Source organism: Pantoea sp. SO10 (genome assembly GCF_005281435.1).
Classification (GTDB): domain Bacteria; phylum Pseudomonadota; class Gammaproteobacteria; order Enterobacterales; family Enterobacteriaceae; genus Pantoea; species Pantoea leporis.
In genome coordinates this window covers 1734374-1754840 of sequence record NZ_CP040095.1, presented here as the reverse complement: position 1 = coordinate 1754840, position 20467 = coordinate 1734374, and the positions used below count along the sequence as shown (strand labels likewise).

At 47.9% G+C, this 20467-nt stretch carries 19 protein-coding genes; all 19 read right to left on the bottom strand.

Going from position 1 to position 20467, the window contains the following annotated elements; genetic code table 11:
- Window positions 1–13: 13 nt before the first annotated feature.
- Complete coding sequence (locus tag FCN45_RS08155) at window positions 14–508, bottom strand: fimbrial protein (protein ID WP_137385622.1); 495 nt, start codon at window positions 506–508, stop codon at window positions 14–16.
- A 291-nt stretch (window positions 509–799) separates the two neighbouring features.
- Window positions 800–1621 carry a hypothetical protein gene (locus FCN45_RS08150; RefSeq protein ID WP_137385621.1) on the bottom strand — a complete coding sequence of 274 codons (822 nt, stop codon included), beginning with the start codon at window positions 1619–1621 and terminating at the stop codon, window positions 800–802.
- Window positions 1622–2116: a fimbrial protein gene (locus FCN45_RS08145; RefSeq protein ID WP_168197454.1), complete on the bottom strand. Its 495-nt coding sequence runs from the start codon at window positions 2114–2116 to the stop codon at window positions 1622–1624. It lies immediately after the preceding gene.
- 14 nt (window positions 2117–2130) lie between these two features.
- Entirely contained in the window at window positions 2131–2610 is a 480-nt protein-coding gene (locus FCN45_RS08140) for a fimbrial protein (RefSeq protein ID WP_168197453.1), read from the bottom strand.
- Window positions 2611–2633: 23 nt separating this feature from the next.
- Window positions 2634–3197: a fimbrial protein gene (locus FCN45_RS08135; protein ID WP_137385618.1), complete on the bottom strand. Its 564-nt coding sequence runs from the start codon at window positions 3195–3197 to the stop codon at window positions 2634–2636.
- Window positions 3167–3928 (bottom strand): fimbria/pilus periplasmic chaperone, encoded by a 762-nt coding sequence (locus tag FCN45_RS08130; protein WP_137386867.1) that lies wholly within the window; start codon window positions 3926–3928, stop codon window positions 3167–3169. Before FCN45_RS08130 ends, FCN45_RS08135 begins: the two co-directional genes overlap by 31 nt.
- A 15-nt stretch (window positions 3929–3943) precedes the next feature.
- Window positions 3944–6466: an outer membrane usher protein gene (locus FCN45_RS08125; RefSeq protein WP_137385617.1), complete on the bottom strand. Its 2523-nt coding sequence runs from the start codon at window positions 6464–6466 to the stop codon at window positions 3944–3946.
- Between the two features lie 8 nt (window positions 6467–6474).
- A complete protein-coding gene (locus FCN45_RS08120) occupies window positions 6475–6996 on the bottom strand; it encodes a type 1 fimbrial protein (RefSeq protein WP_137385616.1) in 522 nt (173 codons plus the stop codon).
- Window positions 6997–7043: 47 nt separating this feature from the next.
- Window positions 7044–7595 (bottom strand): fimbrial protein, encoded by a 552-nt coding sequence (locus FCN45_RS08115; RefSeq protein ID WP_246862557.1) that lies wholly within the window; start codon window positions 7593–7595, stop codon window positions 7044–7046.
- A gap of 267 nt (window positions 7596–7862) precedes the next feature.
- Complete coding sequence (locus FCN45_RS08110) at window positions 7863–8471, bottom strand: YopT-type cysteine protease domain-containing protein (protein ID WP_137385615.1); 609 nt, start codon at window positions 8469–8471, stop codon at window positions 7863–7865.
- Between the two features lie 154 nt (window positions 8472–8625).
- On the bottom strand, window positions 8626–9201 hold the full coding sequence (locus FCN45_RS08105; protein WP_137385614.1) for a hypothetical protein: 576 nt from the start codon (window positions 9199–9201) through the stop codon (window positions 8626–8628).
- Window positions 9202–9230: 29 nt separating this feature from the next.
- Window positions 9231–10544 (bottom strand): VasL domain-containing protein, encoded by a 1314-nt coding sequence (locus FCN45_RS08100; RefSeq protein WP_137385613.1) that lies wholly within the window; start codon window positions 10542–10544, stop codon window positions 9231–9233.
- A complete protein-coding gene (tssH, locus tag FCN45_RS08095) occupies window positions 10541–13063 on the bottom strand; it encodes a type VI secretion system ATPase TssH (protein WP_137385612.1) in 2523 nt (840 codons plus the stop codon). Before tssH ends, FCN45_RS08100 begins: the two co-directional genes overlap by 4 nt.
- 9 nt (window positions 13064–13072) lie before the next feature.
- Window positions 13073–16435 (bottom strand): type VI secretion protein IcmF/TssM N-terminal domain-containing protein, encoded by a 3363-nt coding sequence (locus FCN45_RS08090; RefSeq protein ID WP_210421275.1) that lies wholly within the window; start codon window positions 16433–16435, stop codon window positions 13073–13075.
- A gap of 73 nt (window positions 16436–16508) precedes the next feature.
- Window positions 16509–17129, bottom strand: coding sequence for a DotU family type IV/VI secretion system protein (locus FCN45_RS08085; RefSeq protein WP_137385610.1), 621 nt, complete (start codon window positions 17127–17129; stop codon window positions 16509–16511).
- Complete coding sequence (tssK, locus tag FCN45_RS08080; RefSeq protein ID WP_137385609.1) at window positions 17126–18517, bottom strand: type VI secretion system baseplate subunit TssK; 1392 nt, start codon at window positions 18515–18517, stop codon at window positions 17126–17128. The genes FCN45_RS08085 and tssK overlap by 4 nt, the downstream gene beginning before the upstream one ends.
- Window positions 18518–19117, bottom strand: coding sequence for a type VI secretion system lipoprotein TssJ (gene tssJ / locus FCN45_RS08075; protein ID WP_137385608.1), 600 nt, complete (start codon window positions 19115–19117; stop codon window positions 18518–18520).
- Entirely contained in the window at window positions 19114–20157 is a 1044-nt protein-coding gene (tssA, locus tag FCN45_RS08070) for a type VI secretion system protein TssA (RefSeq protein ID WP_137385607.1), read from the bottom strand. The genes tssJ and tssA overlap by 4 nt, the downstream gene beginning before the upstream one ends.
- A 6-nt stretch (window positions 20158–20163) precedes the next feature.
- Window positions 20164–20463 carry a PAAR domain-containing protein gene (locus FCN45_RS08065; RefSeq protein WP_137385606.1) on the bottom strand — a complete coding sequence of 100 codons (300 nt, stop codon included), beginning with the start codon at window positions 20461–20463 and terminating at the stop codon, window positions 20164–20166.
- Window positions 20464–20467: the final 4 nt, after the last annotated feature.

Genomic DNA, 20467 nt, shown 5'->3' with positions numbered 1-20467 from the left:
TTTTTTTATAATGTTAAATAATCTCAATCACTAACATTGCTGTAGCAGTAAAATCTCCCGGCAGAAGTATTTGATTATTATCCTTAACAAGCACTGCATTCAATGCCGGCACACTAAAAAAGCTATAATCGAGCCAATTATTTAGCGGAAGGGCATGACCATCAGGCCTTAGAAAACGGATGCCTAAGGCATCATTGCTGGTTTTTAAAAGCTCACCATCAAAAGGGCTTCCTACGCCCTGAAACTTCAGACGCATTGTGTTAACGTAGCCTTTGCAATCAATATTGGCAGGTATGGGTTGTTTATAGTTTATGCCATCTATCTCAGTGGTAACTACTTGTGCGCCAAAATCGATGTCTATTTGTTGACCATTGTTGACGGTGCATTCCGGAGGAATAATGTTAATCATTACCGTCAGAGGTGCAGTATCTGTCTGGGCATAACCTCCCCATGACTGCATCACTAAACCCAGAATAAACAAACGAAGAAGTGACAATCTCATACTCATAGATTCCTGACAGCCCAATTACCTGGCATAGATTCTAAATGCGAAAATAACGACCAACCATAAGGCCACTCCCAAAAACCAGAAAGAAAATAAGCTTAATCGCCACAGACCAAAGAATTTTTTTTAAGGGAGCATCTTCAGGCGAGGAAAGCGTAGAGTGATATTTTTTAATATCCTCATATGATGACGACCCCATAAAATTTTATACACTCACACATTTTTTAACGAGATTTATTAGTCGATACCCTGCGCTCAATTAACTGCATCATCGTTAGCATCCAGTAATCTAAATCAATCGTAATTTAGATTAAAAATAACATTTTGCTGATAAACACCTGACATAGGATTGTCCAAATACCAACGCACTTTCATAGCCCCATTCAGTAAATCTGTATTCAGTTTTGTATTGGGACAAATACCCTCGATGGTAATAACCACGCCATCTGGCGCAATCGGTTGGTCCGTGCAATTGTCGGCACTGAGCCCCATCCATTGCGCTCCCTGAATATCTAAGCGAAGTGTTGCAACGCCATTACAGCTGACGTCGAATGAGTGCCCGCCAGTGCTTTCAGCGACGGTTTTTTGATTAGGGCCTTTATTCTCAACTTCACCCAAGTCAATAAGTGTAGGTTGCCTTACATCACAAGTAAGTGTGGGTCGCGAAGAGGATTCAATTGTGGTACAGGCCCACGCAGGATTTGAAGTAGGCCCGCTCTTCGGATTTAAAATCATACAAATTCGATCCCCAAAGAATGCTGAGTCTGGAATTTCCATTGAAGAAATAAGAGGAGTGCACCGCGCTAACGTTCCAGTAACATCACACCTTGTGGGAAGATCAATTACCCACAAATCACTTCGTGAACGATTAACTAGCCTTAAAACATCTTGATCTGAAAGGGTCACATTCCCTTTACCGAGGAAGATATTGTTATCTGTTGAAAAATCTAATCTACCAGATAGATCATCTTTTGGTAATTTAGTAAATAAGATTTCTTTAACTTGAAACTCCTCAGCATTTGAAGGTCTAATTACAGATAAAAAAATTCCCAAAATTAATGATAATGTTTTCAGGAACATTATGTGGTTGTTAATTATAAATTTAACAATTAACATTTATAACATTTTCATTAATAAAGTCACCGAACTACTAAAACCGCCAGTGGCTGGCAACAATGAGGGATTTTTAAACAGCACTGCGCTTATTTCGGGCGTGCCGGGATAAGTGAAATCTAACCAATGATTAATCGCTAATTCAGAGCCGTCTTTTAAACGAAACTGGATACCAAGATCATTATTAGTCGTTTTTAAAAGACCACTATTAAAATTGCTGCTGCTACCCTGGAATTGCAAACGTATGGAAACGGGATATCCTTGCTGGCAGTCGAGCTGTATTGGGATGATTTTTTGGTACTTAACTCCATCAATTTCTGTTATTACGAGGTCATCACCAAAATTTATATCCGTCGTCTGATTATTATTTATGGTGCAGACTGGCTCACGAACAGTGACTTTTACCACCATCGTTCCACCACCCACCCCGCCTGCAAAAACCCAAAAAGGCAGGATTAAAGAACAGACTGTGGTTATCATTCTGGAAAATAGCTTCATTACACCCTCCATCTTTACTGGTAATCTATTTCCAGTGTCGCCACTGCGTTAAATGCCCCAGGTTTTAATTCACTATCTACACGTTTTACCGGCACCGCACTCATCGCAGGCGGTACACCAACAAATGGCAGCCAACTATTGAGCGGCAGCTTGGTTCCCTGGGCACGTAATTCAATACCCAGGTCTGTATGATTAGTATCTAATACATCCTGATCAAAGCTGGCACCAATGCCGGTAAAACGCAGTTTCAAACTATCCACCGGTGCAGCGCTGCAATCGAGCTGAGCATCAATAGGTTGTTCATAACGGCTGCCATGAATATCGTTATGCAGCAGGTTGTCACCGAAATCGACATGAATAGGATCGACATTGAAAATGCACGGCTGCGGGTAAAATAATTGGCCTGATATCGTTATATCCGTTGCTGCGGTTTGTGCCTGAATCGGCAAGGATATGAATTGAAACGTAACGACTAACGCCAGCGCTGTTTTCACTGATATGCCATAGCCAAACATCTTTATTGATACTCAATTTGCAGCGTCGCCAAGGCCGTTATTGCACCGGGGGTCAGCACGGCCGAGCTCTCTTTCACCGGCACCACACGCAATACCGGAATCGCATTGCGGTCAAAGTTATGCCAGCTGTTTAAATCCAATTTCGTGTTTCCTGTGCCCTGGCTAAATTGCATGGCAAAGCCGTTCACATTGGTTTGCAATAACGTCGCGTCGGAGGCAGGCAATCCTGTGAAACGCAAACGCAACTGATCGTTAGCTGCATTGGTGCAATCCATCCCCGGATCGATGTCAACGCGATAGTTACTACCATCAATTTCAGTGGTCACCATATCGCCGAGATCAACATCCAACTGGGCAGAATTAAAGGTACATGGAACGGGGTAGACCAACGTCCCCGAGAAGTTGATCTGCGCAGAAGCAGATGACGCATTCGCCGGGCTGTGGGTCAGCAATACACAGGCTAAACCCAAGCCAGCACCTGAAAATAAAGCCGATAGTTGCATCCTGCTTCCCTCACTCTTAAGCCAAATAGCCATTATTTCGCGATTGATGATTTCACTACGCACTGCTGCGCCTGGCAGCCGAAAATGAGCTGTGGCTGACCGCCATAATCGTTGATATAGGTCAGCACCGGAGCATTACCTAATGCGGCAGCAGAACCTCCCAGTGTGATATGACTGTTCGGTGCCAGCATTACTGCTTCAAACCCACTGACTGACTTCTCTCCCGCTTTCGCGCTGGCACCAATTAAGGTGACGTAATACGGCGTTGGGTTGTTAACCTGATAACGATCGCCCTTTTTGCTGAGGGTGATTTTTTCCTGGAAAGGCGCGTTCTGTTTGTCCGACGCCTGAGCCGCTAGCAGCGCCGGACGATAAAACAGCTTGATACGCGTTTGTAACGCAATTTGCAGCACGTTGGATTTTTCTGACTTAGGCGGAATTTCACGCATATTGAAATAGAACAGTGATTCACGATCCTGCGGCAGTTTAGCAGTCAACGCATTAGACTGGATCTTCACCTGGCCTTTACCTTTCGGTTCCACACGCTGAATAGGCGGCAGCACCATCAATGGCGAGGTGTTCCCCTCCATCTTTTTACCCTGCTCATCTTCCAGCCACGCCTGAGCCAAATAGGGCAATTTCGCATTATTGTTGTTTACACTGAGACTGATAGATTTTTCACCGCCGTTATACACTACGCGAGTACGGTCCAGACCAATCGCAGCCTGAACAGATGTATGGCTAAAGATACCGATGCTGGCCACAAACAGGCCGGCTAATGCATTTAATTTCATCATTACACCTTTTAATTAACTTTGTGGTTCCGCCGTGCGCTCGCAAGGCAGGAACAAGATTTCGCTCATATCAGCCGGTAATTTATGCGGCATGGTCATATGGCACTGAATGTCTCCATTCCAGCGGACCGACATCGTACCGCCTTGCTGGATACCACTGAGGTAAACGTTCCCCTCATCATTCACTATCCCTGTTTCCTGCTGTTTTTGATTCTGCACTGTCGCGCCAAAGGGCGGGAATGAACCATCAGCCAGCCGGATAATCGCCATTGCTTTTTCACCGGCAATGACATCAAAACGTCGGAAGCCAATAGCTCCCTCGGTCAACGTTGTTTGGGCAACCGATCGTATGGCTTCAACGTTGTCATTCAGCTTATCCACATCAATCTTGACGCTGGTGCGGTAATAATTGCTGAGATCGCTCACCACAGCTTTACCAAACAGGTTGGTGCGAGTTGCTCGTGAACCATTCCCCACCGGCACATCGGCAATGCCATCAGTATCCACTAACACACGTGTGCCACCCATCTGCGTTGCACGATGCAGTGCTCCACCCTGAGTGGTCAAAGTCATGCCGCCCTGCAGCGACAGGCCAAGCGCGGAATAGCGACCTTCACGGTGGCTTCCGCTCGCTTTCACATTGGCGAGAGCGCCATCCAGCGTGTAATAACCACTCATTTCAGAACCATGGTCAGAACTGCCAGCGCTCACCTGATAACTACTGTTATCGCCAAGGCGATCGTAATAGCTCAGGTTGTTACGCGTATCACTACTGCTGGTGGCGCCGTTGTAACTAACACGCCCAGATTGCCCCCATGGAATGGAGAGCGATAAATACGCCCCTTCATCCTGTCCGCTACGGGTATTGGAACGGTACCCGGTTAATGAAAGTGAAAGATTGCGCCAGTTGCCCAGCGAGAAAGCGCTCGACAACGTTAGGTTATAGTAATCACTATCTGGCGCATCCCAGTAAGTCTGATGGCTGTAATTGAAGTAAGCATGCAGCCCAAGTGATTCAATCTGTTGATTGAATGTTGCGGTGTACATCTCTTTGCTTCGACCACGTCGATTCCAAGTACGGTTAGCTTGCATATCCAGAAAATCGTTCATATTCAGGAAGTCGCTTTCTGCAAAGCGGTAACCTGCAAACGTCAGGTTGCTGCCGGTGTCGAGAAAACGCTTGGAGTAACTCAAGCGATAAGAGCGTCCTCGCAGCATGGGCTGATTGGCAAAGCGAGCAGATGATTGCGTAATATCAGCCGAGATCGCGCCAAATCCGAGGAGATCACGCCCAATACCTGCAGCTATGGCTTGATAATTATCATTGCCTAAGACTCCGCCATACAATGACCAGCCATTACTGACCCCCCATGAGAACTCACCCGTGGCAAAAGGAGAACCGCTGCGACGGCGATCGTAATCACTTGCCTGCCCTACTGCGGTTTTGAAACGTACCATGCCCGGACGGGTTAAATACGGAATGGAAGCCGTATCCACCTGGAACTCATGTACTTGCCCATCCTGTTCTTCAACACGAACATCCAGCAGACCCGATACCGCGCTGCTGAGATCCTGAATACGGAACGGCCCAGCAGCAACCTGTGTTTCCTGAATGACACGACCTTGCTGACTGATCACCACTTTGGCATTAGTTTGCGCTACACCGGCCACTTCCGGCGCATAGCCGCGGAGATTAGGCGGCAACATTTGATCGTCAGAAACCAGGCTGCCGCCGACGAAACGGAAGTTGTCAAAAATTGCCGAGTTGAGATAATCCTCACCTACCGTAAGTTTTGCCTGGTACTCTTTCAAAGCGCGAAACGCATAGATGCGATTCCATTCAACATTTTTAGAATGCGACTGATAGTTTTTGCGCCAGTCATGGCGTGCCTGCCAGTCGGCACGCAGACGCCATGCACCCACATTAGCACCGGCTGTTCCATTACCGGTTAGATAGCTGCCACTCTCACCTGAAGCATTGTTTTGCCGCTGATTCTGTAAATTCAGGTTGTAATCAAGAATCAGACCTGGAATACCATTTTCCCAGCGTGAAGGTGGATCCCAATCGGCATGCTGATATTCGAGATAGGCTTGTGGAATGCTCAAATAGAGTGTGCTGCTCCCAAGATCGGTGCGGGCTTCCATACCTGCCAGGCTGGATAATTGCAGACACTCATTTTCATGCCACCACTGCAGCCCAGAATTCAGAGAAGGCTTGAGTCCTAGCTGCGCGACTATTTCCGGTGTTAAGCAAACCTGACTGCCTTCTGGCTCATCATCTGGTGCGTAATAGGCCAAACTTTGCTCAGGCAACGTGGCATCATTTATTTTTATCGCCAGAGAGTAATCGCCCGGCATAATATAACCCTTGCGGGAGAATTGACTTAAATCAATATTATCGCGGTCTTTCAAATCGAGGATTGCGGTATTAAACGCAACATCCTGTGCCTGAATCGTAACGGGCAGTGTTAAAATCAGACTGGTGCGCAGCGCGATCTGACAAAAAAGACTTAACGCCGATCGTTGAAATATTCGCATCTGACACCTCAATAGTAATCAATTCCTAACCGCAATGACGAATGGGAGCGTCCAGACTCGCCCTCTTCTTTTTCACTCAGGATATTGAGATGAAAGAAATGCTCTTGTTTTGTTGACGAAAATGAAGTGGTATGGCCTGAAAACATGGGTTGATAAATTATTTTTGAATTAACGTGTTTCAAACCGTTTAGGAACCGGACACTTCGAGATACCTGTGCATACGATGCGGGTTCGAAACTAAACTGAGCATGATGATGCTCCGTTTGAGGTGTGGCGCATCCAATTAACTTAACGCTAATATGATAGTTATCCCCGCTCGCTGTAACTGCATTTTTCTCTACCACAATTTGTTGATAATCATCATCTAAATCGATAGTACAGGCAGAATGAAGGATCTCCCCGCTCATATTTACGCGAGCATTTAGTACACCATCAGAAAAGGCTTTCGGCGCAACGGACATTAATATAAGCATCAGAAGTTTTGGGATGCTTTTTCTGAATAAATAGACCCGCATGTTTTCACCTGCCATTAAGCAGGTAATTTCCTGCTTTAGCCAGGAAATTACCTGGTGCTTATTTACTGATAGTTCAGCTGGAAACCAGCAACAGATGAATAACTGCCTGGCACCACTGTAGCTGAAGCACCACCGCCCTTCAGGCGAGCAGAGAACTGCAAACGGTTTTGTCCGTCAACCAACGTTTGGGTACTGGTCGCCGTATTCAGTTTTACTTTCTGACCACTTGCATCAGTAATCAGAATATACGCCCCCTCAGCACTGCCGTTCAGCGCCAGACTATCAGCGTCGTACTGAGAAGCACCACCGGTGAAGATTACATCAACACTATCTTTGGTTGTAATAATGCAATTATCCAATTGAATATCAAAACTAACCGGAGAGGATTCACCAGTATTATTGTTTGCCATCAGTCCGGCATTAGCCACCTGCCCAAGATCAACAGTTTGATCATCTTCACCTGGTGCAATAGAGCATGGTGCATCAATAATCAAACCTTCAAATGTCACAGTGCCACTATTCGCGCTTGGCGCATTAGTACTAATGGCTGCATGCGCAGTGGTTGCCGTTGCCGCAGAGAAAGCCATTGCAATAATTGCTTTTTTAAAAATCATTTAATAACTCCGAATTAATTGAAATGAACTCGATATTAATTCAAGCTCTTCACAACGGCTGAGATTGGATTAATTCAAGTTTCGCCATTATAAATACTAACCTAATGTAACTATATGAGAGCACTCTCAAATTATTGATTGCGTAAGAATTGAAATGTAGTTAAAAGCGCCAATAATTAAGGACTAATAATATATTAATAACCATTCATCAAAGTAATTCCGCACCGATTTATGCCTCTCATATTTCATCTTGCCAATAGTTGGCATTCAAAAAACACTACTTATATTAAAAAATAGTGCCGCTTCCAGTCTCGAGTCAGTTGGTCTTCCGTCATCTGTAAATACTTTATCAATGTAATTCTTTAGATCAGCATAAAGCTGACCAGGCTCTCCAGTCCACTTATAAAGCCCTACATTGGGGTCATAAAAATAGCATCTATTTCTCTTCTTATATAATGCGACAACATGTGAAGATTCGTCTCCTATCTCAAAGACTAATAAAGACAGCCCCTTACTAAAACTAAATCTCGAGCTAGTAGAAACATAATTTTTAATATCAAATTGAGCACTTACTTGGGAGTTATACTTTTTTACAGTAAAACTTCCACCCTTAGCCTGCCACTTGAGTTGCATGCCTAATATGTCCAGTCTTTTCTCAATATCAGGCAAATCTCGGCGTTCTCCTGATATAACATGGTAAAACCTTGCCATACGAATAGAAGGATAAGTGTCAGGAAAAATAGTTTTGTCAGAGCCGGATGTCGCCACATCCATTAACCAGATGGCACTCATTCCAAGACAAATACCGCCATCTATCTCCTTATCAACCATGTAGTTATAATAATTTTTTAGCTCTTTCTTTAATTTTAAAGGCATAAAAACTCCATTAGATAAAAAAACCAGCCGATCATCTATGTTTTTTTAATGATTAAATCACCATTATTAAACGATAGAAGCCAGTAAACTACATAACAAAAACTCAGTTATCGCCAAGAGCACTCTCAATTTTAACGCTTTTCAAAATAATAATTTAAGGTTTTATGATATTTACGGGCTTGCGTAGAGCGAGCATTGATAAATTGCATAAATTCCTTCTCTCGTTAATCATCGAAAAGAAATCATTAACACCTGATAAGTCTCTAGCAAAACGTAATAAACCATAAACAGGATCATAGACAAAAAGAGATTTTTTATCACAGGCATATGCCATTGCGTGATCACGGAGATGAATGGTTCCTGCTGGAAAAGTTGAAGTTGCAAAATCAGTTAATAACTCTGTCTTGATTTCTGCAGCCTCAAAAGGTGTAGTGGAGTACCACTTAAATCCATCACATGAAGAAGAATAAAAATTAATCAAATTCAGCGTATCCAGTTTATTTATTTCTGGATTACTTAAATCATTTGATGTTTTGTCATTACAATAACGCCTATGTAGCAAATTCATCTCCGTAATATTAAAGTAATTAACATTTATCGACTCCTTTTTTAATACTTTAGTGATAAAATAGAAGGCTGAACCACGACAAATTTGCAAACAATCGTAGCGTTCCCTGTATTTACGTGCATCTCCCCAACCAAATTTCTCTCGAAATGTAAGGTTACTCATTTTAATCTCCATTGGTTATTTTATTTGTTTTAAAATTCAAAAAATGAATCATCAGTAAGAATTGTTTCATGCAACAAACTATTTATGTTGCTTTCTATTTCTTTATATATATCCTGCCTATGATGAACACTCATATTTTTATTATCTAACGATTTGATTAGCACCGCTGGTGGCGTTCCAACCTGTAATAATGCGCGTCGCAGTGAATACACTTCCGTCTTCAACTCAGAAATGGTCATATGTTTGCGCTGCTTCCTTTCTGAATCGAGTAATCGCTGATCCAGCGCATCTAATCGCTGATGAATTTCCTGCCAGCTTTGCGTCACGTCGTTAATAGTCGAACCCTTTGAAAGCTGGCTATACCAGTTTTTTACTGCCGGGTTATTCGGTTGCAAATTATTGAGATGTCGCACAAGTTGATTTCCCTCGTGTAGCAGCCAACCAGCGGGACGCAAGGCTAATTGTTGCAGCTGAGTATCGATCTCATTCCATTGTGGTTCAGTGAGGGGCTGTCGACTGGACCTTGCCGACTGAAACGCCGCGTCCAGTTTTTGTAACATTACAAAAGGGGCTAAATGCGGTGATAACGCGGGGGGCTGCAACTTTAGCCACAATATAGCGATCAACAATCCCATGGCAGTTGCACCGCCCACAGCGCCCAACGCCAGCCATCGCCAATATGTCGGCCCACGCTTGACAAGAGGTACTAATGGCGTCACTGCTCTCTGTTCTTCAACAGGCTGCTCTTCTATAGTTACAGATTCAATCTCAGGCGTTTTGCAAACCACCTGCGCGGGTTGCGCAGCATCCCATTCCAGCACAATGTTTTGTGGTGAGCGCGCGCGCACTTCCAGGAAATAGCAGAGATTACTCAACAACTCATGGCCACGCGCTCCACGGTTTTTCGCCATCCTGCTCAACACTTGCAGCGCTGCTGCGGCGCGCACCAGATCATCACTTTCTGGGGCGCCCGGTGCCAGGGTATAAACCGGCGTCACCAAATGTGTGGCGCACCAGGTAAGGACTTCGCGCTGAAGTGCAGGATCTCCCGGCTGCGATTTCTCTACGCTCATCGCGGAGCTGAGTAACGTCAAGCCTTCAGCCAGTCCATGCCAGCCGTGTAAACGTAATGAGATTAGAATGAACCAACTGCCGGTTTGTAGATCATAATCATGCGCACGAAATACTCGCTGGCACAGGCGCTCCAGCGCTGACCAGTCAGTGTTACTATGAGGTTGCCGTGCCAGCTTCGCCATTTCACTGCTAAGTAACAGAAACGCCGTATGCTGACGGGGTGGAACAGGATTGAAGCGCAAGGTTTCTCCGCTCAGCCCCCCTTTCATGCCAGCTCCTTATGGCGCTTATTTACCAGAGTCAGGCGGCCTTTCGTCACGCTTAAATTCAGGGTTTGCAATTCATCTGTCGCACAGCCCAGCAACATATCCGCCAGCAGTGGCATTACCAGACGGTTGATTGCTGCATCAACATCACGTGCACCGCTCTGTGCTGTCTGGCAAGACTCCGCCAGCAGCGTCACAACAGTGTTGCTGTAGCGTAAAGTGTGTTTTTGTCCGACTAATGCCAATCGCGCAACCAGTTTGTCCAACTTAAGCCGAATAATCTGATGAAGGGTCGCCGGTTGCAGAGGGCGATAAGGAATTAACTGCATACGCCCCATCAGCGCAGGTCGGAAAACGCGTTCAAAATCGGGACGAATAAGATCACAAAGGCCTGTTGTATCCTGCTGCTTTGCATCCATCAGTTTTTCACTGGCAAGGTTACTGGTGAGAATAATCAGCGTGTTGCGGAAATTGATGCGCTGCCCTTCAGCATCGTCCATCCAGCCTTTATCAAATACCTGATAGAACAGCTCCATGACATCCGGGTGCGCCTTCTCCACTTCATCAAGCAGCACTACGCTGTAAGGCTGGCGACGAACAGCTTCCGTTAACACCCCGCCTTGTCCGTAACCCACATATCCGGGTGGCGATCCTTTCAGGCCGGATACGCTGTGTGCTTCCTGATACTCCGACATGTTGATGGTGATTAAACCGCGTTCACCGCCACACACCAATTCAGCCAGCGCCAGCGCAGTTTCCGTTTTACCCACGCCAGAAGGTCCCGCCAGCATAAATACGCCCGTCGGTTTGTGCGGATCGTTAATGCCTGCCTGGGCAATGCGCACCTGCTGCGCGATAGCCGCCAGCGCCTCATCCTGGCCAATAACCCGCTGCTGCAAACGTGGCAGCAACTCGTCTGCTTGTTCTGCTCTTTTTTCCAGCATTCGTCCCAGTGGAATGCCGGTCCAGCCAGCCAGTACATCAGCAATACAAACTTCATCGACACAATCAAACACCAGCGCCAGTTGCTGTTGTGCTGACTTAAGCTGCGCACGTAGCGCCAGACGTTGCTGAGCATCATCACACTGGTGAATTTGCTGCACGAGCGCCTGTTGTTGATGCCATTGTGGTTCCAGCCGGGCCAAATCGGTTAGCAACGCCGCTTCACGCTCCGCTATCCATGCCAGTCGTATTTCGTGGCCGCCTTCCGCCTGTAAACCCAGTTGTTCTGTTCGTAAGTTGTTCAGTAATACATGGAGATCTTCAATCTCTTTTGGCTGATGAGATTGTGATACGGCTACCCGCGCGCATGCGGTATCGAGTAATGAAACGGCTTTATCGGGTAACTGACGTCCTGCAATGTAGCGTGAAGACAAACGGACCGCGGCTGTTAAAGCCTGTTGCTGAATAGTGACCTGATGGTGATGCGCCATCATCGGCGCCATGGCGCGCAGCATCGCTATCGCCGTCTCTTCATCGGGTTCAGCGACACCAACCACCTGGAAGCGACGTGTTAGTGCGGCATCTTTTTCGAAATATTTTTTATATTCTGCCCAGGTTGTTGCTGCCACCACGCGCAATTCGCCACGCGCCAGTGCGGGCTTCAACAAGTTCGCGGCATCATTTTGTCCGGCACTGCCTCCCGCACCAATCAAGGTATGCGCTTCATCGATAAACAGGATGATGGGTTGGGGATAGCGCTGAATCTCTTTAAGCAAATTTTGCAAGCGCTGCTCAAATTCACCTTTAACGCTTGCGCCTGCCTGCAGTAAGCCCATATCCAGGGTGAAAATTTCGGTAGTAAGCAGCGCGGGCGGCACCGCACCACTGATAACGCGTTGAGCAAGCCCTTCCGCCAGCGCAGTTTTACCTACGCCAGGTTCGCCGGTCAGCACGGGATTGTTTTGTCGACGACGTAGCAGCACATCGATCATCTGGCGAATTTCATGTTCGCGCCCTAAAACCGGATCAAGCTTTCCCTGACGCGCCTGTTCGGTGAGATGATGAGTGAATTTAGCCAGCGCACTATTACTCTCGACTTTATCCCGGTTGCAGTTATTAGCCACCTCAGGGGGTTGCTGGCATAGCCATGCATCGGCTACGTTGACATCACAATCAAGAGCTTGTTGAAGTGAAGGGATGAATGTTGATCGCTGTTGCAACATTCCCGCCAGTAACGCGGCAGGCGAGATAACGGGTTGCAACCAGTTAACACTGGCGTGTAACCATGTGGCCTCAAGAAAATTCACCAGAGTCGGCGAAAAAACCGGGCCTCGTGTATTGCCGCTTCGACAGTGATCGAGGCTGCTGCGTGCGTTAATCAGCAAACTATCGGCGGCAAGACCACTTTCAAGCACCAGAGAATGCAGAAGCTCAGAATGATCGCTAATGAGCGCGACGATCAAATGCTCGACTTCGATTTCATGGTGAGTGCGTGCTACGGCCTGAGCAATCGCGTTATCCAATGATTTACGCGCTGCTGGCGTCAGTAACTGAACGATGTTTTTTAAATTACTCTGCATAAATGCTCCTTAATTGCTACACATTGCTATTGAAGTCGGCAAGGCAGTCAGTTTTCCCTGGAAATGGCCTGTTTGCTGACGCGCCTTTTGTCGTGCTGCCAGCTCGTCTCGTTCGTTCTGTAGTTGATCAATTTCATCATTGAGGTTTTGCCACTGCTGCCAGCGCGCTATTACCGCCTCAGCACCCTGCACGCGGTAACGCACCAGAACCTGCGGGATGTTGAGATCGCGCAGTGTTGCGAGGTTGTCGGCCGAGAATTCATCCAACTTGAACAAGCGTTCTCCGGTAGAGAAATCACTCAAAAAATCACTCCATGCGCTGTCGCCGACGTAGCGATGCTTCAGTTCCACGCCGGGAAAGCGCACGGTTAAACTCACGGCATTACATTGGTTAGGCGTCCAATTAAAAACGGCTTTATCCTGCAAGTTATTGCTTTCCAACTGCGCGGATTGGCGGGCGCAATGTAATTCCACACGCGTGCCAACAGGCAGCAATCTCGCACCGCCGGGCACGGTGGCTGGCAGGCTGGTGATTTCGACATTTAACGACTTTTGCTCAAGCGCTGTGCGCTGTTTCTCGTGGCGAGCAAGCTGCTCACTGATATGTGTTATGGCATCGTGATCGCGGGTGACCTCGCGTTCGGGTGTAGAGAGTAAATCGTCAGGATCTAAGATGTGATTGACCATCTGCATAAAATCCGGAGTGACAGGCAAAGATTGACCTAACAGGCTTAGCGGTCTGATCCCCGCCGGCGTGCTAATGAGTAAAGGGGCAGCGGCACTTTGTGTAAAGTCAGCCAGATAGTGACGCACTTTCTCCTGCTGCTGTGCTGCATTACGCATTTTTGCCTGTTTGCCCAGTGGCGCGATGACTCTGCTCTGCCACTGATCTTCCAGCCAGCATGCCGAACTGGCTAATGCGTGGGTAGTGAGCGTAGTGAGTTGGCGTTCCAGTAATGTCCAGACTGCCCCCTGCCCGGCGTCACTCCCCCTGTTCGCCAGACGATCGCGTAACTGCAGCCAACGATGTTGCAGTTGCATCATCGCTTGCCCTTGCTCATTAATCTGATCGCCAGAACGGGTACGTGCGATAAATGGAGCATGTCCAGCATCCGACACCGCGCGATTGATCATCTGCGCCAATGCCTCACGCCACTGGTGCCAATGATCAATGTCGTCCGTGTTAATGCTGGCATCACGCGGAGAGCGCAAAATGGCGCGGCGTAAGGCGCTTCGCAATTGCTGTTCACGATCATTTAGCTTTTGTAGCAGCGGTAATGCCGACGGCGCTCGCTGCAATCCCGCCACACGACGCAACTCCACCAGCCAGGATTTCGCCTGTTTTTTATTGATATCCGCTAGTGCTGCATCAAGCTGCTGCACTAACTTGCTGGCGGAATCCTCACCTTTAGCCAGAGCCATCAACTCTGAGGTACGCGCTTTTTGTCCTGGCTGGAGCGCATTAGCACGGCTCATCTCAAGCAAAAACATTAACCATGCATCCTGGCGTAATGCGGGATAGTGCTGCCAGAACGCCTGAAAAACCGGCAAAGTCGCCTCTTCACCGGACGCTTGCTGAATTTGCTCCACCACGGATTCTAAAAAAGGAGTTCCTGCTGGCAGCCAGATTCCATTCAGCGAGGCTGAACCTAAATTCTCTGGCATAAATTGCTGGAGTGTGAGGGGTTGCAGTTTTTCATTCGGCGCAATAAGCCAGCGCCATTGGCTATCGCTGCTGACCAGTTCAACCAACAGTTGTTGCATTGCCTGGATCTCCGGCTTGACGCGCCCTGTGCGCAGAGAAGCACGCTCCAGCGCCAGCACTGTTAATTCCTGCATACCAGCTTGCGCCTTGATCAACACCAAGCCTTCAGGCGTCGCGGGACGCTGCGCCAACTCGCTGAGGGATTCGCCCTGTAACATCGACTGACGAAGTCTGATGGTTTGTGCCAGTTGTAAAATCATTTGCCGTTGCTGTGCCGGTTCAGCTTCAAGAAACGCAGCTCGCCATCTCTTCATTTGCATTCGCGCGTTATTGAAGGTGACACTACTGGCTTTCATTAACGCCTCTTCCAGCGCGCTATGGCGGCTACGCAACAGCGGTAAATAAGGCATGTAGCGGAACGGATGCGCCATCCAGCGCTCATTAACCTCCAGACGCTGCGTCAACGTCTCCACATCATGACTGTTCGTTGACACCATCAGCGGCAAGCTTAACCCCGCAGTGAGAAGCATCCAGCTAGCAAGCAGGCCGGCAATCAGTGGCTTACGCCACTCCATCAGCCACTGCTTGTGCGCCCTTAATGCCTGATGCTGCTGCTGTTGATGGCAAACGGGCAGCACTTCAACCAAAAGCTCCTGAACAAAAAGACTTTCCAGTGCCTGTGAAGCGGGATGTTGCTGCGCAGTAAGCCAGATACCCGTCAACTGGCCGCCAGGGAATAGCGCATCCGGTTCATTTAATGCCGCAAGCCAGCCGTGCAATGCAGGTTGTAACTGGAGAAGATGCTGCTGAAAATCCAATATGGTTGCGGTGTTATTGTCGGGGATCGCACCCTGCAACATGCTGACGTGACTGAGTTCAATCCCCTGCTGCAGTCTTGCAAATAAAGGTTCAAGCAGCATTTCATCCTGGCGATCCACCACCGGCGCATAAGACCAACGATAACCCAGTGCTTGCTGACGTTGTGCAGATGAAAGCTGATTCGCCCACGCAAGGAGACCCGGAATTTCGTCGCCACGCGTCATGATAATAAATATCGGTAATTTGCGACCACACTCCACCATCAGCGATTCCAGATGAGTGCGTAATTTGCGTGCTTGCTGATGCAATTGTAATGGGGAAAGATGCATCAGATCATGGCATGAGATACCCACGACAATTCCGGATGGCGCTGTTAAGCGTCCACTCCAGTTAACCAATTTTTTCCAGGCAGCTTGCGCCGCCGGTTTACCAGAGACCAGATTACTCGCCACATCAACCAGAGCCAGCTGGCGAAAGAACCACCATCTCAAGGTGCGTGTCGGAACGATAGTCTCGGTTCCTGACTGGCGAAATGAAGTCGGTAAGCCGGCATTCGCCAACAACGTGGTTTTACCGCAGCGCTCGCCAATGCAAACGAACCACGGTAAAGCACGACGTTTACGGCTCAGTCGTCGAATAATGTTGGCACCACTTCGCCAGTGCTCAAATAAAACATGTTCTGCCCGTGTAAAATGCAGGGGCGCATAAAGATGGCGTAGATATTCCTTTCGCCAGACTTTTGCAATACCACTCCAGATAATACGAAACAGAAAAACAGTGGCAATTAACGCTAGCCAGATGACAATAGCCAGCCAGAGATTTTCGTCAAACCAGATGGTAATGAGCACAGCCAGAATTAACAGCGCGCTAAGTAATAACGTCCATCCAGCAAAGCAGAGTAACTTCTTAAACATTTTTTATTCAACTAAAGCTAAGTAATAAACCACTCATGGCATAGCAGATGCCGGGAATGATTATCAGGGAGTATTTATTTCTCAGCAGACGGCGATAACCCTCAAAGATGTTATTGTCGTTGCGATCATTTAATGGGGTGATAGCAGCATTATTTGGCCAGTCTGACCATTCAGCAGGTAAGAACTGGCGTTCATTACGGATTCTCTCAACCAGTTGGCTGGCATCCTGATAATGATATTTACCGTGGAATCCCATTAACAGACAGTACAAATAAACCATCCGCACGTTTTTTTGCTTTTCGGTAAGCCCATCGAGACGAGAAAAAAATTCCTCACCACCAATGACTGTGTTGTACCACTGTGTTTGCAGTAACGTATTGCGCCACTGCTGCTTAACGGTTAAAGATGAACGCAATACCATCTCATCAAACCACACCACCATGGCAAATCGCGCGTTGTCTAAATCCTCATCGCCGAGGCCTGATTCATGAGCAGTGCAGAGTGCATCAGCAAAATGCGCTTCGGTTTGCTGGCGAAACGTTGCAAATTCAAGTGCCATCACCTCTGGCTGATTAAATTGACAAACCCAACGCACCAGGGGTTGATAACTGTTAATCAGATGCATCATTTGGCCACCTTACAGACTAGCTGTACCTGCAGATCGGTGGGTGCCTGCGACCAGAAAAAACCCAACTGACGCTCTACTACGATGCGGTGCCATAGCTCACTTTGACATTCGATGAGTAAATAGCGCGAATCTGCCCGTTTTGGCATGCCGCGTGGCGGCTGATGACACAAGGTCAATTTAACACCAGGTAATGCATGCTGGATCAACGCTTCCAGGGTAGATCGTGATGCCAGCTTCATGGCTTGCACTGCTGCGGAAATATCGCTGTTAGCTCCCCATTGCGGTGAACGCACCAGTAAGTAGAGTGCTTCAGCCTGTTCAATTTGCTGACGATCCAGTGGCGAGCAATACACTTCCTGCTCGTCACGTTGCAGCGGGATGTAAGCATTTTCCTCCAGTGCCAGACTATCGAGCAATGCCATCAATACACGTCGGACGCTGTCAAAACAGCCCGCTAAATCCTGATGATCATAGGATCGTAATGCATCATCACCGTGACTCCATTCGCCACTAAAGTTACAGTCGTCATTAAAGGAAGAGAGCTCGCCAATCAGTTGCGCAAGTTGTGCATACACTTGCGAAGGATGAATGCGCGGAGCCTGTCGATAGAGTGCCAGCAGGGGTAAAACCCGATTGAGTGAACGCATCACCAGTAATTGAACGAGCGATTCAGATCGTTCCTCGCTGCCGACTAAGCGCTCGGTACGTTTAAACTCTTCGAGGCTACGCGCTCTATTGCTCAGCTCATAATAGAGGTGATCAATGCGCTTACGCAGCGCGGAAGCCCCATCCAATGTCACTGAGGCGGGGATAAAATCACCATCATGCATCACACTTTGACCATCAAAATGGAAACGAGCTAAAGGAAAACATTGGTAATCAACCGCTTCCTGCTGCTCCTCATCCCACATCAGGCGGAGATTATACGTGATGTGCGGCACGCTGGTTTCTGGCCCCTGGTGATACACATCCTTCATCATGTGTTCATCACGGCAATTTACCCAACGGGTGGCGGCGGGCTGGTCATCGGTTGCCATGCTTACATTTTGTCGTTGTGGTTCAAATTTGCGCAGCGCCAGCCATAACGCAAAGGGACGATCGCGATATTTCCATGCTTGACGAAAATTTCTTTTTTCAATCTGGCAATTCCCTGGATATTCCAGATAAGTTCCATCAGGCAGGATAATGCGTAGCTGATTAATTTCTGCGGTAAAGTCAATTAATGCATCGTCATTGAGACGATAATCGATGACGCCTTCGTTCCAGGCGTTCGCCAAAGTAAAATGACGGCTATGCTGCCAACCTTGATATAACTCAGCAGCCTGAAAATGCTGCGGTTGTAAATAGAGTCCTGAATACCAGTAAATAGCTTGCTGTTCCGGTAGCATTTAATTTCCCCTAGTCGTCTCTGGTGCTTTTTTATTTAAATTTTCCGCACCATTGATTCTCACAATACTGCTTTTACCCAAAGTGATTGAAAGTGATAACGGTGACAATGTTGCCTGCCAGTCAGAGCGCCACCAGAATGGTTGTGTTGCATCCACGGGAATTGCAAATCGTGCGATATGTCCTTCAGATGGGAAGGGGTAATATCCGGCGATAATAGCGACCTGGCGAACCTTTTCTGCCCTGTCGATATGCAGTGTGTGTTGCTGCCCTGGCATCAAGGTATAACGGTCCGTTTTTATGAGATGCGGATGTGCAGCAGCACCATGAAATAATGCGCGTATCTCACTGCTACTCTGGAGCACTGCCTCTAACTGGCTGCTGGACGCGGCCTGAATGACTATCACCGTGACGCTATTGGGCATCTCCTGCCACGCGTTCATCTGCGGTTCAGCGATGAGATGCAGACTAATGGCGCCTTCCGCATAAGATGAAGGCACGTTTACAATGGCTTGTTCTTTGGCTTGCGGGTCGTGGCTGCAGCCCGAAATCAATAGAACTAATAGCGTTGCGGCTAATACCCAAAGGGTTTTGCTTCTCATCGTGACGGTCCATGTAAAACAAAATTGATCTCCTGCAGGCTTCTTTCATCGCCTACCATCTCTACGAGCCATTCGCTTAACGGCATATTTGCCCAGCGCGCTGCGCGCTCCATTAACATCGGCACGGGGCTGGATGGCTCGGTTTGACGGAAGAAATGTGCAATCGTCAACATTTGAGTAATGGCTAAATCGCGGGACATCACTTGTGGCTGCCTGAAGGATTGTGGCTCTGTTGAGGCCGGATCGCTCAGCACATTCAGGGTCATGACTTCATCCTGTTGTGAACTGGTATGGCTATGAAGGCGCATAAGAAAATCATACACGTCGCCTAATATCTCGTGACTCTGCGCAAATAATGCCCCCTCAGACTCAGGCTGAAGGGCGGTGTAACTGTGCTCAACCAGCACAATTAATTGCTGACTGGCTTCCACATCAGCCATAACGCGCGCAACTTCACAGGCATCCTGCTTACTGGCCCATTGGATAAAGGCAGCCATGCTGTAATCTTCTTGCTGCTCATCCTCCACAGACTGATGCCCCTGATGCTCGAAACTGAGTACCTGCTGCCACCATAAGAGGCTGCTTGGCATCGCATGGAGCCAGGGCTTAAGTTTCAGTATCTGACTTAGGTCACGATCAAGACGGATCAACATGCCGTGGCGAAACGTGGCGCCATCTTCGGTTAATGCGGGCCATGACTGGGGCCAGCACTGACGTAGAAAACCGTTGATCAATTCCAGACCCGCGCGCAAACCTTCACTCTGATGTAAATGAACCCAGGCTTCCGCCAGCCAACAAGCGATCTGTAAATCCTTACTTCGATTAATCAGCACCTCTTCACTGAGTCTGGCGACTAAGCCCCAATCGGCTTTACGAGGTGCGCTGGACCACTCATCCTGCGGCAGAAAATCCGGATCGCTAATGCGTGCCTGACGAATTCGCTCATAAATCATCTCATTTTCGAGCTCTTCACCTGCAGCGTTGGTACCGGCAATGGGTTGCAATAGCGCTTCAATATTAAATTTTATCTCTCTGTTCATTGCTTGTTATCCAATTAAAACCTTTGGGCATCCCGCCACAATAGAACCGCCGTGAGCACACAAATCCCCCATACGGGCGGCGGGCTTGCCACCAATCAACACTTTGCTGCTGCCTTTAGCGACAGTGTCGGGCGGGCCGCTACAAATAGCCATATCACCGACCGTGGCGGCGGGTAGGCCGCCAATCAACACCTTCGCGATGCCAGGCCCACTGATAGGCCCACCAATATGAGGAACCGGGACCGGGCCAGGAATCATCATTGGGCAGACATGCATATCGCCGACTCTTGCTGCAGGCTGGCTCATCTTC

Excerpts from the sequence above, each read along its gene's own strand:
- FCN45_RS08145 (WP_168197454.1), bottom strand. The coding sequence starts at position 2,116 with ATGAAGCTATTTTCCAGAATGATAACCACAGTCTGTTCTTTAATCCTG.
- FCN45_RS08150 (WP_137385621.1), bottom strand. The coding sequence starts at position 1,621 with ATGTTAATTGTTAAATTTATAATTAACAACCACATAATGTTCCTGAAA.
- FCN45_RS08120 (WP_137385616.1), bottom strand. The coding sequence starts at position 6,996 with ATGGCAGGTGAAAACATGCGGGTCTATTTATTCAGAAAAAGCATCCCA.
- FCN45_RS08125 (WP_137385617.1), bottom strand. The coding sequence starts at position 6,466 with ATGCGAATATTTCAACGATCGGCGTTAAGTCTTTTTTGTCAGATCGCG.
- FCN45_RS08065 (WP_137385606.1), bottom strand. The coding sequence starts at position 20,463 with ATGAGCCAGCCTGCAGCAAGAGTCGGCGATATGCATGTCTGCCCAATG.
- FCN45_RS08100 (WP_137385613.1), bottom strand. The coding sequence starts at position 10,544 with ATGAAAGGGGGGCTGAGCGGAGAAACCTTGCGCTTCAATCCTGTTCCA.
- FCN45_RS08085 (WP_137385610.1), bottom strand. The coding sequence starts at position 17,129 with ATGATGCATCTGATTAACAGTTATCAACCCCTGGTGCGTTGGGTTTGT.
- tssH (WP_137385612.1), bottom strand. The coding sequence starts at position 13,063 with ATGCAGAGTAATTTAAAAAACATCGTTCAGTTACTGACGCCAGCAGCG.
- FCN45_RS08105 (WP_137385614.1), bottom strand. The coding sequence starts at position 9,201 with ATGAGTAACCTTACATTTCGAGAGAAATTTGGTTGGGGAGATGCACGT.
- tssK (WP_137385609.1), bottom strand. The coding sequence starts at position 18,517 with ATGCTACCGGAACAGCAAGCTATTTACTGGTATTCAGGACTCTATTTA.
- FCN45_RS08115 (WP_246862557.1), bottom strand. The coding sequence starts at position 7,595 with ATGATTTTTAAAAAAGCAATTATTGCAATGGCTTTCTCTGCGGCAACG.
- FCN45_RS08110 (WP_137385615.1), bottom strand. The coding sequence starts at position 8,471 with ATGCCTTTAAAATTAAAGAAAGAGCTAAAAAATTATTATAACTACATG.
- tssA (WP_137385607.1), bottom strand. The coding sequence starts at position 20,157 with ATGAACAGAGAGATAAAATTTAATATTGAAGCGCTATTGCAACCCATT.
- FCN45_RS08155 (WP_137385622.1), bottom strand. The coding sequence starts at position 508 with ATGAGTATGAGATTGTCACTTCTTCGTTTGTTTATTCTGGGTTTAGTG.
- tssJ (WP_137385608.1), bottom strand. The coding sequence starts at position 19,117 with ATGAGAAGCAAAACCCTTTGGGTATTAGCCGCAACGCTATTAGTTCTA.
- FCN45_RS08130 (WP_137386867.1), bottom strand. The coding sequence starts at position 3,928 with ATGAAATTAAATGCATTAGCCGGCCTGTTTGTGGCCAGCATCGGTATC.